Raw genomic sequence first — 15,399 nt, forward strand, 5'->3', positions numbered from 1 at the left:
ATCCCCCCCTTTGTGCTCTGGAGACCTCACATGTCTGACTTCTCTGGCTTGCCGCTCGTTATCGAACCGAGCGACCTGCTCCCTCGCCTCGATGCCAGCGAACTCATCCTGGTGGACCTGACCAGTCCCGCCCGCTATGCCGAGGGTCATCTGCCCGGCGCACGCTTTGTCGACCCGAAACGCACCCAGCTCGGCCACCCGCCGGCGCCGGGGCTGCTGCCGGGGAAAGCCGATCTGGAAGCGCTGTTCGGTGAGCTGGGCCACCGCAAGGACGCGGTCTACGTGGTCTATGACGACGAGGGCGGTGGCTGGGCCGGGCGCTTCATCTGGCTGCTCGACGTGATCGGACACGACAAGTACCACTATATTGATGGCGGTCTGCCGGCCTGGCTGGCGGAAGGTTCGCCGATGTCGATCCAGGTGCCACCCGCCGTCGGCGGCCCGGTCGCCCTGACCCTGCATGAAGAGCCGACCGCCACTCGCGAATACCTGCAAAGCCGCCTCGGCGCTGCCGATCTGGCGATCTGGGATGCACGCGGGCCGCTGGAGTATTCCGGCGAGAAGGTTTTGGCTGCCAAGGCAGGCCATATTCCCGGCGCGGTCAATTTCGAGTGGACTGCCGGCATGGACAAGGCGCGGCAGTTGCGCATTCGCACTGACATGCCGCAGATCCTCGAAGACCTGGGGATCACCAAGGACAAAGAAATCATTACCCACTGCCAGACCCATCACCGGTCGGGCTTCACCTATCTGGTGGCCAAGTCCCTCGGTTATCCGCGGGTCAAAGGCTACGCCGGTTCCTGGGGCGAATGGGGCAACCACCCTGACACGCCAGTCGAGATTTAAGGTTTTTAAGGACAACTAATGAAAGAGCGTCTGTTTATTCTCAGCCAATACCTGCTGCCTCATCACCTGCTGTCACGCCTGGCCGGCTGCATTGCCGAGTGCCGCGTGCGCTGGTTCAAAAATGCTTTCACTACCTGGTTCGCCAAGCGCTATCAAGTTGATATGTCGCAGGCGCTGGTTGAAGACGTGACCGCTTACGAGCACTTCAACGCCTTCTTCACCCGCGCCCTGAAAGACGGCGCGCGGCCGCTGGATGAAACCCCGGGCGCGATCCTCAGCCCGGCCGACGGTGCGGTCAGCCAACTCGGCCCGATCGAACACGGTCGCGTGTTCCAGGCCAAGGGCCACAGCTTCAGCGTGCTGGAACTGCTCGGCGGTGACGCTGCCAATGCCGCGCCGTTCATGGGCGGCGACTTCGCCACCATTTACCTGTCGCCGAAGGACTACCACCGCGTGCACATGCCGCTGGCCGGCACCCTGCGTGAAATGGTTTATATCCCCGGCCGGATCTTCTCGGTCAACCAGACCACCGCCGAAAACGTCCCGGAGCTGTTCGCCCGCAACGAGCGTGTGGCGTGCATTTTCGATACCGAGCGCGGACCGATGGCTGTCGTGCTGGTCGGCGCAATGATCGTTGCTTCGATCGAAACCGTCTGGGCTGGCCTGGTCACCCCGCCGAAGCGCGAGCTGAAAACCTTCCGCTACGACGAAGCCGCCCGTGCGCCGATTCATCTGGAAAAAGGCGCGGAACTGGGTCGCTTCAAGCTTGGTTCTACCGCGATCGTGCTGTTCGGCCCTGATCAAGTGAAGTGGGTCGAAGAACTGGTTGCCGGCTCGCCAGTGCAAATGGGCCAGGGTCTGGCACTGCCGAAAGCCTGATGCTCACGCTGTGGGAGCCGCCTCGGCTCCCACAGACTGCTGCAATTGCTGCTATGGTTTTTGGCATGAGCCAGACCATTTCCCCCCAGCTACGCGCCACTACCCCGACGCAAACGCGCCTGTCGTTTTGCGAAGCCACTGCGCGCGATCTCAAGCGCTGGATCGCCGGCCTGCCCAAGGCCAACATCGGCGAAACGGCCCGTCAGTTGTACCAAGGCCTCGGCGAACTCAACCAATTGCTGACCCCCAGCGACAATCGCCTGCAACTGCTGGAGCTGCTGCGGCCCGAGGTGTATTTCGTCTGCCAGCATCTGGAACGGCACTTTCTGCATCAGGCGATCATGCTCGACGAGCGGTCACGCAAGGTCAGCAACCTGTGCCAGGCACTGCAAAGTCATCTGGCCATCGGCTACAAGCAGATCGTGCTGCGCATCGCGCCGAAATACAGCAAAGATCGTGCGGCATTGCTCAGCCTGGCCCTGCAACGGGCGACCCATGCGCTCAAAGGACAACTGGTGCGCGCGACGCAGTTATACAGTTCGCCGCCGGAGCATCTGTGGTTCGAGCTGCATCAGCTGTATCGCACCGCGTGTGCGTTGCAGCTGCAACAACGTCGCGTACACGATGATCTCGCCAGCCTGACAACCGACCTGAGCGTCGAACAGACTTACATCGCCACTTTGTTGTTGGGCAGTGCGCGCTGCAATCAACTGCGCCAGAACCAGATCGCGCGGCTCGCGGAAGTCCTGGAGTCGTGGAGCGCGCTGCTCAAGCTCCATCCCGGCAGCCCGGACGATGGCCTGTTTGCGGTCAGCGCAGAAATCGACGCCGGTCCGCGCTATCGCAGTATGTTCCGCAGCGAGCAAAAGGCCGGACTGCTCGGCTTTGACCCTAAGCTATTGGTGAATGCCATCGAAGCGCAGCTGCTGCGTCAGGACACCTCCACGCCTTTGCCCGTCCCGGCGGGACTCAGTTTCGACACCCTGCAGCATTTGCACGCGACCTGGGGTCAAGCGGCCGAGCGCAGTTTTCAGCGTACCGTGGGTCAGGGCAGCCTGACTGTGTGCGTCGGCATGAGCGCCCTGCACTTCTTTCTGGGTGGCGAGCGTACATTCAGCGATCTGCTGAAACATCCTCGCACCCATGCAGCAAACTTCAGCAGCGTCGTCGCCAAGGGTGAAAAGGACAGCTGGAGCCAGGCGTTCGACGCCGCGCCGCAGAGCAAGGCTGACGAGTTTTTACCCTACGAAGAAATCCAGTACGACCGTCTGCTCGAGGACGAAAACAGCACCGACAGCACAACGCACTACCCGACTTATGCGTTGCCGGTGATCAATCACAGCCCCGGCGGGTATTGCCTGGGCTGGCCGCAAGAAGCGCCGGCCGAGTTGCAGGCCGGCGAAATGCTCGGGATTCAGGACAGCGTGAGTCTTGGCTGGAGCATTGCGGTGATTCGCTGGATTCGTCAGGTGCGCGGCAGCGGCACGCAGATGGGCATCGAACTGGTGGCGCCGCATGCCGAGCCGTGCGGCCTGCAACTGGTGCGCTCGCGGGACGATCACAGCCAATACTTACGAGGATTGCTGTTGCCGCAGATCAGCGCGATCGATCTGCCAGCTACGTTACTGGCACCGCGCTTGCCGTTTCAGGAAGGCAGCAAAGTGCTGATCAACACCCATGGCGAGGAACACTGCGCCGGGCTGGACCGACGGGTCGCGAGTACGCACAGCTTCAATCAGTTTGCTTATCGCTCGCTGGAGCCTGCGCAAAATGGCGGGAGCGAGGAGGATTTTGATTCATTGTGGAAGTCGCTTTAGGTATTCGACGATAAATCGGCGGTGCAGCCTTCGCGAGCAGGCTCGCTCCCACAGGAAATTTGTGAACGACACAGATCCAATGTGGGAGCGAGCCCGCTCGCGAAGGGGCCCGCTCAGGTTATCGAGAACTCACAGCTGTCCGTCGCGATCGCGCAAGCCCAGCAGGTACAGGACACCGTCCAGCCCAAGCGTGGAGATCGCCTGTTTCGCCGACTGCTTGACCAGCGGCTTGGCGCGGAACGCCACACCCAACCCGGCAATGGCCAGCATCGGCAGATCATTCGCGCCGTCGCCAACCGCAATGGTCTGCTCCAGACGCAAGCCTTCCTTATGCGCCAACTCTTTCAGCAGATCAGCCTTGCGCTGCGCATCGACAATCGGCTCGATCGCCACGCCGGTGCACTTGCCGTCGACCACTTCCAGCTCGTTGGCGAACACGTAATCAATGCCGAGTTTGGCCTGCAATTGCTTGGCGAAGTAGGTGAAGCCGCCCGACAGGATGGCGGTCTTGTAGCCCAGACGCTTGAGTTCGGCGAACAGGGTCTCGGCGCCTTCGGTCAGGCGCAGCGAAGCACCGATCGAATCGAGCACACTGACGTCGAGGCCTTTGAGCAAGGCCAGACGCTCTTTGAAACTGGCACGGAAATCCAGCTCACCAGCCATCGCGCGCTCGGTGATCTGCGAAACCTGCTCGCCAACACCGGCCGCCTTGGCCAGTTCGTCGATGACTTCGGCTTCAATCAGTGTCGAGTCCATGTCGAACACCGCCAGACGACGGTTGCGACGGAACAGCGAGTCTTCCTGAAAAGCGATGTCGACGTTCAATTCGTGCGCGACACTGAGAAACTCGGCACGCAAGGCCTGCGGATCGGCCGCTTCGCCACGCACGGAGAACTCGATGCAGCCCTTTCCCTTGTCGGCCGGGGTGTCCAGCGGCATGCGACCCGACAGACGGTCAATGTGATCGATGTTGAGGCCGTATTTGGCCGTGATCGAACTGACAGCCTGCAATTGGCCGGCCGTCACTTTGCGGGTCAACAGGGTGACGATGTGGCGTTTCTTGCCCTGATTGCCCACCCATTGCTGGTAATGCTCTTCGGACACCGGGGTGAAGCGCACCTGCTGGTCGAGCTCGTAGCCCTTGAACAGGATGTCCTTGAGCACGGATTTGCCTTGCTCGGAGTCGGGAATTTCAACCAGGATGCCGAACGACAGGGTGTCGTGGATCACCGCCTGACCGATGTCGAGAATGTTCACGCCACCTTGGGCCAGAACACCCGTAATGGCCGCCGTCAGACCCGGACGGTCGACTCCCGTGATGTTAATCAGGACGATTTCGCGCAACGCGCACCCCCGCAACTGGAAAAAAACCGCATTCTACCCACTTTCAGTGACCATCGGGCACAGCGAGCGCTTTGCCGGTCTAGGGCCTGTCGCTATACTGCGCGTCAACTTCACGGACAAAAGAGCCGAGCTCAGTGAACCGGCCTACGCCAGTCAAAACCGATAACTTCTTCCTGCTGATCTTCCGTGCACTGCGCCACCGCCGTGTACCGATTGCATTGCGCATTGCCAGCCATAACGTGATCCTGGTCGCTCTGGCCCTGGTGATCTATGCCGGCGTGATGGGTTTGCAATTCAAGCAGGCCATGCACGAGCAGGCCGATGCGCTGGGCGAAAGCCTGACCACGCAGACCGCCACCTCCGCCACGGAGCTGTTGGTGTCCAACGACATCCTCAGCCTTAACGTGCTGCTCAATAACCTGACCAAGAACAAACTGGTGGCCCACGCGGCTATCTATAGCGTGGATAACCGCATCCTCGCCGAATCCGGTCAGCGCCCCAAGCACAGCCTGTTGGGCGAAGCCGAGGGCATGTACGAGAGCAAGATCACTTTCCAGGACGTGACGGCCGGGCAACTGCGCATCAGCCTGGACATGGATCAGTTCCAGCAGCCAATGACCATCAGCTTGCAGAGCATGGGCATTCTCAGTGCAATTCTGTTGGCGCTGTCACTGGCCTTGAGCCTGCGCATGGGCCGTTACCTGTCCACACCGTTGCTGCAATTACGCGTCTGGCTGCGCCGGATCGACGAGCACACGCCGGGCATCGAGCGTCAGGATGAAATTGGCGATCTCGCCCGTCAGCTGCACGCCAACTACGCGCCGGAACCTGCGCCCGAGCCTGAGCCGGAACCTGAATTCGAGGACGAGGAAGACGAGCCGGAGTTCGAAGTACGCAATCTGCGCGACCCGAGCTTTGACGAAACCCGCCCGTTGGCCGCGCACAAGCCTGCTGCGCGCCATGTGGTCAGCACCGTCGAAGACGATGATGACGACGACGCGTTCGCCGACCTGCGCGATGAGTCTTTGACTGCTGTCGCGCAACCGGCCGTGCGCAAAGCGACGCCGAACGTACCGCAACACACGGCAGTGCTGGCGGTGCAATTGGGCTCGCAAGACCAACTGCGCCGTTTGCCTCGGGCACGCCTGGAAGAATTGCAGGCGCGCTACCGCGAGTGTCTGGATCAAGCCGCTTCGTTGTACCAGGGCGAAATCGAAACCCTGAACGACGGCAGCACGCTGATGCTGTTCCACACCGAAGACAGCGGCGACGACTACCTGACCAACGCGATTTGCTGCGGCGAGTTGCTGCGCGCACTGGGTCATCAGTTGCAAATCGAAGTCGCCGACAGCGGTATCACGCTGCAATTGCAGCTGGGTCTGACCCTTGGCGATGAGTTGTTCGGTTTGAGTCAGATTGATCTGCTGCTGACAGATTCGGCGCAGGACGCCCTGGCCCTGTCGCAACACAGCCGCAACCTGCTGCTGGTCGAGCGCAAGATCAGCGATGACGCGCTGATCCGCCAGCGTGCGCGGATCCGGCCGATCGCCAGCCCTGAGGGCGCGTGCTGTGTCGAGCGGTTGATGGAGCCTTATCCATCGATGCTCGAGCGGCAACTGGCGCGGATGCATGAGCGTCGCGCTTAAGCCTTAGCCCTGATACTCAGAAGCCCGCAGACGAGTGATTGTCTGCGGGCTTTTTTGTGGCCCCCTAAAAGCCCCTCACCCTAACCCTCTCCCAGAGGGAGAGGGGACTGATTGGGGGATATTCCAGAGTTACACCGACTTGAACACCCTGCTTTGAATCCACAATCGCCCAGATCCTCCAGGTCGACGTATAGCGAAAGACACCCCGGTCGGCCCCCTCTCCCTCCGGTACATACACTCCCATAGGGAGAAGGGGATGACTGGGGAATGCTCGACATATCCACCGACCTGAACGTACTGCACCGAATCCACTGTCGACCCTGACATCGCTTTACCAGATCAATAATCGGCTGGGTCTTTCAGGTCGACGTATAGCGAAAGACACCTCGGTCAGTCCCCTCTCCCTCTGGGAGAGGGTTAGGGTGAGGGGCTTTTGATCTTCTACAGAACCCCAGACACAACAGAGCCCGCACAAGGGCGGGCTCTGTCTTGACTCGATCCAGCCTTAGAAGCGAAACACTTCCATGTCCGTACGAATCGGCGATGCCATCGGGATCTTCGGCTGCTTCTCGGCTTCGTCGGCCCGTGCTGCCGGTTTCTGCGCCGCTTTACGCGGTGCTTCTGCCACAGGAGGCTGATTGGCCAATGGCTTGAGCGCTACCGACAGTTGCTCGGCCAGACGTTGCAACAGAATACCTTGCGCCTTTACCTGCGACGCTGTGCTTCCCGCATGCAACTCTTGCAGATGAACGATGCGGTTATCGCGCACCTTGCCGCGACGGTCAATCAAGCGCCATTGCGCATCGAGAATCGCTGGTTGTTTCGCACCGGAGTCCAGACGCGTGATGGTCAGCAACACCTGCACATCCGGGGTGAACCCGCCAGTGGCCGGTGCCAGCACAACACGCTGGCTGTCCAGATGACCGGCAACCTGACGCATCAGCAACTGATCAATATCCGACGAAAGGCTGCCGGCCCAACGACCGTCGGTCGCTGCTTGCAGACTGCCGTCCGGTTGACGTTGCAGCAGGGTTTCACGTTGCAGGTAATCGGCTACGACTACCGGGCCCAACAAAACCGCCATGCCCGCGCTTTGCGCAGGCTGAACCGGACTTCCGCTGTCCAGTTGATAGAGCGACACCGGCTGGTGAACGCTGCAACCCGCCAGGCCAAGAACGCCAGCGAGTAACAAAATAATTGGAAGGCGCAGCGCAGTCATCATCCCGTCCAGGTGGCCGCCACAAAGCTGACCACAGTGAAAATACTCAATAAATATGAAGAACGCTCGGCCACGCCGGCGCTTGAAAGGCCATATCATCCGTGAATATGCGTTCCGACTCCAGCGCCAAAGCGTCGATCTACGCGTTAAATCGTAGATCGAGCTCTCTAGGACGCCTAATTGAGGTTTTCGACGAGCAGCGCATCCACCCTCTGGAAACCACGCGGAAGCTTGTTACCGCGACGTCCACGCTCACCTTTGTAGTGTTCGAGGTCGTCAGCCTTCAGCGACAACGTGCGTTTTCCGGCTCGCAGCACCAGGGTGGAGCCTTCCGGAATGACGGCGATGTCCGTGACATATTCTTCGCGACTGGCGACACGCTCACCGGGAATACCGATGATCTTGTTGCCTTTACCCTTACCTAATTGTGGCAGATCGCTGATTTTGAAGATCAGCAGGCGACCCTCGGTCGTGACCGAGGCCAGCCAGTTGTTCTCACGATCAGCCACCGGACGCGGCGCGATGACCTTGGCGTTGTTCGGCAGGCTCAACAGCGCTTTACCGGCCTTGTTCTTGGCTTGCAGGTCTTCACCTTTAACCACGAAACCATACCCGGCGTCGGAGGCGATCACGTACAGCGCATCGTCTTCGGGCATCAGCACGCATTCAAACGTCGCACCCGGTGGCGGTGTCAGACGACCGGTCAACGGTTCGCCCTGGCCGCGAGCCGACGGCAACGTGTGCGCGGCGACCGAATAGCTGCGGCCGGTGGAATCAATCACCACGGCAGACTGGTTGGAACGCCCCGCCGCCGAGGTCTTGAAGCCGTCGCCAGCCTTGTACGACAGGCCGGTGGCGTCGATGTCATGCCCCTTGGCAGAACGGATCCAGCCTTTTTCCGAGAGCACGACGGTGACTTTCTCGTTCGGCAGCAGATCGTGTTCGGTCAGCGCTTTGGCTTCGGCGCGCTCGACGATTGGCGAGCGGCGGTCGTCGCCATAGGTCTCTGCATCCTTGATCAGCTCGGTGCGCACCAGTTTCTTCAGCTTGGCTTCGCTACCCAGCAGGGCTTGCAGCTTGGCTTGTTCCTTGAGCAGTTCGTCCTGCTCATCGCGCAGCTTCATCTCTTCCAGTCGCGCCAATTGCCGCAGACGCGTATCGAGAATGTAGTCGGCCTGGATTTCGCTGAGGGCGAATCGCTCGATCAGCTTGGCTTTCGGGTGTTCCTCGGTACGGATGATGTGGATCACTTCATCCAGGTTGAGGTAGGCAATCAACAAACCGTCCAACAGGTGCAGGCGACGCTCGACCTTGTCGAGGCGGAATTGCAGGCGGCGACGCACGGTCTGCACGCGAAATTCCAGCCATTCCACCAGCAATGCGCGCAGGTTTTTCAGCTGCGGCTTGCCATCCAGACCGATGATGTTGACGTTGACCCGGTAGGTCGACTCCAGCTCGGTACTGGCGAACAGATGCTGCATCAGTGCTTCGTGATCGACGCGGCTGTTGACCGGAATGATCACGATGCGGCACGGGTTTTCGTGGTCGGATTCGTCACGCAGGTCAGCAATCTGCGGCGCTTTCGACGGTTTGGCCTGCATCAGCGCGGCGATCTGCTCCAGCACTTTGGCCCCGGAGACCTGATGCGGCAGCGCAGTGACGATGATGTCGCCGTCCTCGACGTGGTACACGGCGCGCATGCGCACCGAGCCCTTGCCGGTTTCGTACATTTTCAGCAGGTCGGCGCGCGGTGTGATGATTTCCGCTTCGGTCGGATAATCCGGGCCTTGAATGTGTTCGCAGAGCTGTTCGACCGTGGCTTTGGGCTCATCGAGCAAGCGCACGCACGCGGTGGCGACTTCGCGCAGGTTGTGCGGCGGTACGTCGGTGGCCATGCCCACGGCGATACCGGTGGTGCCGTTGAGCAAAATATTGGGCAAGCGCGCCGGCAATACCAGCGGTTCCTGCAGGGTGCCGTCGAAGTTCGGGCCCCAGTCCGCGGTACCTTGGCCCAGTTCGCTGAGCAGCACTTCGGAATATCGCGACAAACGCGCTTCGGTGTAACGCATGGCGGCGAAGGACTTGGGATCATCCGGCGCACCCCAGTTGCCCTGACCGTCGACCAGCGTGTAGCGATAGCTGAACGGCTGGGCCATCAGCACCATCGCTTCGTAGCACGCCGAGTCGCCGTGCGGGTGGAACTTGCCGAGCACGTCGCCGACGGTACGCGCCGATTTCTTGTGCTTGGAATCGGCGTCCAGCCCCAACTCGCTCATCGCGTAGATGATCCGCCGCTGCACCGGTTTCAGGCCGTCGCCGATATGCGGCAGGGCACGGTCCATGATCACGTACATGGAGTAGTTGAGGTAGGCACTTTCGGTGAAGTCAGCCAGCGAGCGGCGTTCAACACCGTCCAGGCTAAGATCAAGGGGATTGCTCATGCAGGCCTCATCGGTTCGTTGTCTGGCGCAGCAGCATGGTGCCACCGCGCTGAGTAAATTCAAGTTTGTTCAGGGCGCTCATGCCGAGCAGCACCTGATCACCATGCAACCCCGGCGCCACCAGTGCGCGGACATCCCGCAACACGATGTCGCCCAGTTGCAGGCGAGCGATTTTTGTACGGTAGCCCTGGCTCAGGCCATTGGCCGTGCTCAGGGTCACACCGAAACCTTCTTCCAGCTTCAAACGCTTGGCCAGATCCGCCGGGATCGCGACATCGGTTGCGCCGGTGTCGAGCATGAACTCGACCGGTTGGCCGTTGATCTGACCGCTGGCGACAAAATGCCCTTGGGCATTGCTCGCCAGTTTCACTTCGATAAATCCTGCGCCCTGCTCCGAACTCACGACGACGTTCGGATTCTGCTGGCGTTGTTCCCACTGACCAAAAAACCGCGTGGCCAGAAACAGCGCTGCGCACCAGGCCAGAATCATCAGCACCCGACCGGCGCGCTTGCCCGGTGGTTGCTGGCTCATGGCCTGGCGCTCCAGCCACCTTGCGGCGCTGCGAAGCGCCAGACAATCGGGCGGTTCTCGCCATCGGCACGCGGGCCGAAATTATTGTCGACGCCAATCCACGCACCGTCAGCATCGACGATCAACGCTTCTTCCAGTCCATAGTTCTGTGAATAACGGCGATTTTCCTGCAACAGTTCCGCGGCATACGACCAGCAGCGCTCGACCTTGGCCGTCAGCGGATCGCGACGGCAAATCTGAAAGGCGTTGCGCTCGAGGGTGAACAGCTTGCCGTTGAAAAATGACAGGTCGGAAAAATCCCGGTCGACCGCTTTGGCTTTGGGAAACTGCGCCGGCTGCATGTCCTTGCCACCTTCGCTCAGCAGTACACAGCGACCGTCGCAGCCCCACACCGTCTGCTGGCGCTTGATCAACAGCAAGCCACGGCTCTGGCGCTCGGCAGCCAACCACATCTGATCCCCCGCCGGATTGATCGCCAGACCTTCGAATATCGCGTTGAATTTCTGCAACATGCCCTTGGCTCGCGCTTCGCGAACCATCATCGGCGAGATCTTCAGCCAGTTCGCCGGGCCGTTCACAGGCAGTTGCAACACCGCCGCATGCCCCTCGCTGACGAGGTAGCGATTGCCGGCGCTGTCGCAGCTGATGCCTTCGAAATCCAGATCGCCGCCGCGCACGAACGACGCCGCCCAGTTGCGCGAACGCAAACCCCAGGGCAGCCCGGTCTCGGGTAATTCAGGCACGTTGATGTGCACGGTTTCGGCCTGCCAGGTGGTTTGCCGCGTATCGAGGCGATAGATCTGATCATCGTCGCGATCGGACACCGTCCACAACTCGCTGCCACACTGCGCCAGCCCCGACAGGTTGCCGCCGCGCATGCCGTCTACCGGATGCTCGGACAGCACGCGCAACTCCGGCACCGGTTCGGCAAGCGCCGAAACAGAGGTCAGGAGTAACGCACACGCCAGGGCAAAGCCAACCCGCATCAACCAAGAACCTCGGCCAGGTTGCCTTTGGATTCCAGCCAGGATTTGCGATCACCGGCGCGTTTTTTCGCCAGTAACATGTCCATCATTTCCGAGGTCGCGTCGAAGTCTTCCAGGGTCAACTGCACCAGACGCCGAGTGTTCGGGTCCATGGTGGTTTCACGCAGTTGCGGCGGGTTCATCTCACCCAGACCTTTGAATCGGGTGACCTGCGGCTTGCCGCGTTTCTTCTCGGCGACCAGACGGTCGAGAATGCCGTCACGCTCAGCCTCGTCGAGGGCGTAGTAGATCTCTTTGCCCAGGTCGATGCGGTACAGCGGCGGCATCGCGACGTAGACGTGACCGGCGTCCACCAGCGGGCGGAAATGCTGGACGAACAACGCGCAGAGCAAGGTTGCGATGTGCAGACCGTCTGAGTCGGCGTCGGCGAGGATGCAGATCTTGCCGTAGCGCAGTTGGGCGATGTCGGTCGAGCCTGGATCGACACCGATGGCCACGGCGATGTTGTGCACTTCCTGACTGGCCAGCACTTCGCTGCCGTCGACTTCCCAGGTGTTGAGGATCTTGCCGCGCAACGGCAGAATCGCCTGAAATTCCTTGTCCCGCGCTTGCTTGGCGGAACCGCCGGCGGAATCACCTTCGACCAGGAACAGTTCGGAACGCATCGGGTCCTGCCCGGCGCAGTCGGCCAGTTTGCCCGGCAGCGCCGGCCCCTGGGTGACGCGTTTGCGCTCGACTTTCTTGCTTGCTTTCAGACGACGTCCGGCGTTGTTGATCGCCAGTTCGGCCAGCGCCAGGCCGGTTTCCGGGTTGGCGTTGAGCCACAGGCTGAACGCGTCCTTGACCACACCGGAAACAAACGCCGCCGCTTCACGGGACGACAGACGCTCTTTGGTCTGGCCGGAGAATTGCGGCTCTTGCATCTTCATCGACAGAACGAAGGCAATGCGCTCCCAGACGTCTTCCGGCGCCAGCTTCACGCCACGCGGCAGCAGACTGCGGAATTCGCAGAATTCGCGCATCGCATCGAGCAGGCCCTGACGCAGACCGTTGACGTGGGTACCGCCCTGTGCCGTCGGGATCAGGTTGACATAGCTTTCCTGCACCGCGTCGCCACCTTCCGGCAGCCACAGCAATGCCCAATCGACCGCTTCTTTATTACCGGCGAAAGCACCGCAGAACGGTTCGTTCGGCAGGCGTTCGAACTCGCTGACAGCGTCGACCAGATAAGAGCGCAGGCCGTCTTCGTAATGCCACTCGATTTTCTCGCCGGTGCCTTTGTCTTCAAAGCTGACCAGCAGGCCCGGGCACAACACAGCCTTGGCCTTGAGCACGTGCTTGAGGCGACTGATGGAGAATTTCGGTGAGTCGAAATACTTGGGGTCCGGCGCGAAATACACGCTGGTGCCGGTGTTGCGCTTGCCAACGGTGCCGACGACTTCAAGTTCGGTGGCCTTGTAGCCATCGGCGAACGTCATCTGGTACTCGTTGCCATCACGCTTCACGCGCACCCGGACTTCGGTCGATAAGGCGTTGACCACGGAAATACCCACCCCGTGCAGACCGCCGGAGAACTGGTAGTTCTTGTTGGAAAACTTGCCGCCCGCGTGGAGCTTGGTGAGGATCAGCTCAACGCCCGACACACCTTCTTCAGGGTGGATGTCGACCGGCATGCCGCGGCCATCGTCGCTGACTTCCAGCGAGTGGTCGGCGTGCAGGATGACCTGCACCGATTTGGCGTGGCCGGCCAAGGCTTCGTCGACGCTGTTGTCGATGACTTCCTGGGCGAGGTGGTTCGGCCGACTGGTGTCGGTGTACATGCCGGGGCGTTTACGCACCGGGTCGAGGCCCGAGAGGACTTCGATGGCGTCGGCGTTATAAGAGCTAGCGCTGGGAGTGGCCATAGGGTCTCGTCGTCAGTCATTCATGAAATAGGGGCAAGACTTCACAGTGCGGTGAAATCGATTGCCTGATACAAATCGGCGCCAATGCCGGCAAAACTCAGCAACGCCGGCAATTGCCCGGCGAAACCCTGGAAACTGTGGTCGCCACCGGCCTGGATGCGCAAGGCACAGGCCCGGTAATACTGCTGGGCGAGGCGATAATCCAATGTTTCATCGCCGGTCTGCAACCAGACCTGAAAACGCTGCGCATCCTGGGGCGCCGGCACTTCCAGCTCGGCCAGGGCCGCAACGTGGTCGTGGGTCAATTCCCAGGTTTCATCGGTGTACAGGTTTTTCTGCGTGCCCAGATAGCCGTCGAACATCCGGTGCGGGCTGACCGCCGGGTTGACCAGCAGGGCTTTCAGGCCATGGCGCTCGGCCAGGTGAGTCGCATAGTAGCCGCCGAGTGAGCTTCCCACCAGCAACGGCTGGCCTAGCTCGGCAATCGCCTGTTCCAACTGACCGATGGCTTCACGCGGATGGTGATGCAGGGCCGGAACACGCAATTGCTCGCTCAAACCCATCCGTTCCATCACCGCCACCAGCTGACAGGCCTTTTTCGAGGTCGGAGCGCTGTTGAAACCGTGGATATAGAGGATCGAACCGGACATTTGAGCTCCCTGGGTGTCGGTTTGGGTTTGCGGAGTTTACAGGGAGAGAAGAGCGGATTGGGGGCGGTTTCGAGAAATCGGTCATTCAGCAGGGGCGACCCTCACTCTAGCCCTCTCCCAGGGGTAGAGGGGACTGATTGGGGGGGGATTGGCGAAATACGCCGACTTGAAAAATCTTCACCGAATCCATAATCGACCGGGTCTTTCAAGTCGACGCATAGCGCCAGACACCCCGGTCGGCTCCCTCTCCCTCAGACAGAGAGCTGGGGTGAGGGGCTCTTTGATTCGTTATCAGTAACCGTTGGAACCGTAATCAACCTGGAAGGCGAAATCAGTCACGCGCTCAACCCCGGTTTCAATCCGTCCATCCGGCAACAACCGCAACCAGCGATACCCCGGTGCCTGCTCACCGACCTTGAAGTCTTCACTCCCTGGCTCGAACTGGATGCAGGTCGAGGGTGACGCCATCAAACGCACGTCATTACGCTGGCGATCAATTTCCTGATGCACGTGCCCCCACAGCACCGCCCGCGCCTGCGGAAAACGATCCAGCACTTCGAAAAACGCCTCTGGATTGCGCAAACCAATCGGCTCCATCCACGCACAACCGATCGACACCGGATGATGGTGAAAGCACACCAGATGATGACGTTCCGGCGCTTCGCTCAACGAGCGGGCCAGCAGTTGCAACTGATCGTCCTGCAAATACCCCGGCACCGAACCCGGTACCGCCGAATCCAGCATCGTCACACGCCAGTTGCCGAGATCGACCACCGATTCGAGCAACGCGCTTTGCACGGCGGCCTCAGCCATGATCATCGGCTCGTCGTGGTTACCGGGAATCCAGCGCGCCGGCGCATCGATCTGCGCGGTCATTTCCCGAAAGTGCTGATACGACTCCAGCGTGCCGTCCTGGGAAATATCCCCGGTGGCCAGCAGCAGATCGATCCGTGGCTGCTGCCCCAGGACCAACTCGATGACCTTTTGCAGGCTCTCGCGGGTGTTCATTCCCAGCAGCGAGCCACCCGCTTCGGCGAACAGATGGCTGTCGGACAACTGCACCAGCAACGCCGGATCGGCGGTGGTCAATGTGGATACGCTCGGCAAGGCGTTCTCCCAAGGCAAAAGCACGGAA

12 protein-coding genes are annotated in these 15,399 nt (G+C 60.7%); 4 read left to right on the forward strand and 8 right to left on the reverse strand.

What is annotated here, in order from left to right; translation table 11 throughout:
- The first annotated feature begins 30 nt into the window (after window positions 1–30).
- The 3 genes from rhdA (at window position 31) to AB4P91_RS02835 (ending at window position 3,542) form a co-directional block, all read left to right on the forward strand.
- Complete coding sequence (rhdA, locus tag AB4P91_RS02825) at window positions 31–846, forward strand: thiosulfate sulfurtransferase (RefSeq protein WP_150594022.1); 816 nt, start codon at window positions 31–33, stop codon at window positions 844–846.
- An 18-nt stretch (window positions 847–864) separates the two neighbouring features.
- Window positions 865–1,725 carry an archaetidylserine decarboxylase gene (gene asd, locus AB4P91_RS02830; RefSeq protein ID WP_150594021.1) on the forward strand — a complete coding sequence of 287 codons (861 nt, stop codon included), beginning with the start codon at window positions 865–867 and terminating at the stop codon, window positions 1,723–1,725.
- Window positions 1,726–1,790: 65 nt separating this feature from the next.
- The gene (locus AB4P91_RS02835) at window positions 1,791–3,542 is read left to right on the forward strand and encodes a molecular chaperone (RefSeq protein ID WP_150596056.1); all 1,752 of its coding nucleotides are present in this window, start codon (window positions 1,791–1,793) and stop codon (window positions 3,540–3,542) included.
- Window positions 3,543–3,671: 129 nt separating this feature from the next.
- Here the strand turns inward: AB4P91_RS02835 and serB are convergent, their stop codons facing one another.
- Window positions 3,672–4,886, reverse strand: coding sequence for a phosphoserine phosphatase SerB (serB, locus tag AB4P91_RS02840; RefSeq protein WP_395604279.1), 1,215 nt, complete (start codon window positions 4,884–4,886; stop codon window positions 3,672–3,674).
- A 134-nt stretch (window positions 4,887–5,020) separates the two neighbouring features.
- Here serB and AB4P91_RS02845 point away from each other — a divergent pair, with 134 nt between their 5' ends.
- Entirely contained in the window at window positions 5,021–6,532 is a 1,512-nt protein-coding gene (locus tag AB4P91_RS02845; protein ID WP_150594018.1) for an AhpA/YtjB family protein, read from the forward strand.
- A gap of 505 nt (window positions 6,533–7,037) precedes the next feature.
- On the opposite strand, the gene AB4P91_RS02850 is transcribed toward AB4P91_RS02845, so the two are convergent.
- The 7 genes from AB4P91_RS02850 to cpdA all read right to left on the reverse strand — a co-directional run bounded on the left by AB4P91_RS02850 (window position 7,038) and on the right by cpdA (window position 15,371).
- Window positions 7,038–7,751 (reverse strand): membrane integrity-associated transporter subunit PqiC, encoded by a 714-nt coding sequence (locus tag AB4P91_RS02850; RefSeq protein WP_150594017.1) that lies wholly within the window; start codon window positions 7,749–7,751, stop codon window positions 7,038–7,040.
- Between the two features lie 176 nt (window positions 7,752–7,927).
- Entirely contained in the window at window positions 7,928–10,192 is a 2,265-nt protein-coding gene (gene parC, locus AB4P91_RS02855) for a DNA topoisomerase IV subunit A (RefSeq protein ID WP_395604280.1), read from the reverse strand.
- 7 nt (window positions 10,193–10,199) lie between these two features.
- Complete coding sequence (locus tag AB4P91_RS02860) at window positions 10,200–10,724, reverse strand: TIGR02281 family clan AA aspartic protease (protein ID WP_395604281.1); 525 nt, start codon at window positions 10,722–10,724, stop codon at window positions 10,200–10,202.
- Complete coding sequence (locus AB4P91_RS02865) at window positions 10,721–11,710, reverse strand: esterase-like activity of phytase family protein (protein ID WP_150594014.1); 990 nt, start codon at window positions 11,708–11,710, stop codon at window positions 10,721–10,723. The genes AB4P91_RS02860 and AB4P91_RS02865 overlap by 4 nt, the downstream gene beginning before the upstream one ends.
- Entirely contained in the window at window positions 11,710–13,614 is a 1,905-nt protein-coding gene (gene parE / locus AB4P91_RS02870; protein WP_395604282.1) for a DNA topoisomerase IV subunit B, read from the reverse strand. The genes AB4P91_RS02865 and parE overlap by 1 nt, the downstream gene beginning before the upstream one ends.
- A gap of 41 nt (window positions 13,615–13,655) precedes the next feature.
- Window positions 13,656–14,264, reverse strand: coding sequence for a YqiA/YcfP family alpha/beta fold hydrolase (locus tag AB4P91_RS02875; protein ID WP_042557356.1), 609 nt, complete (start codon window positions 14,262–14,264; stop codon window positions 13,656–13,658).
- Between the two features lie 291 nt (window positions 14,265–14,555).
- On the reverse strand, window positions 14,556–15,371 hold the full coding sequence (gene cpdA, locus AB4P91_RS02880) for a 3',5'-cyclic-AMP phosphodiesterase (RefSeq protein ID WP_150596050.1): 816 nt from the start codon (window positions 15,369–15,371) through the stop codon (window positions 14,556–14,558).
- Between the last annotated feature and the right edge of the window lie 28 nt (window positions 15,372–15,399).

The sequence above is a fragment of the Pseudomonas sp. B21128 genome (assembly GCF_044218865.1).
GTDB classification, from domain to species: domain Bacteria; phylum Pseudomonadota; class Gammaproteobacteria; order Pseudomonadales; family Pseudomonadaceae; genus Aquipseudomonas; species Aquipseudomonas iridis.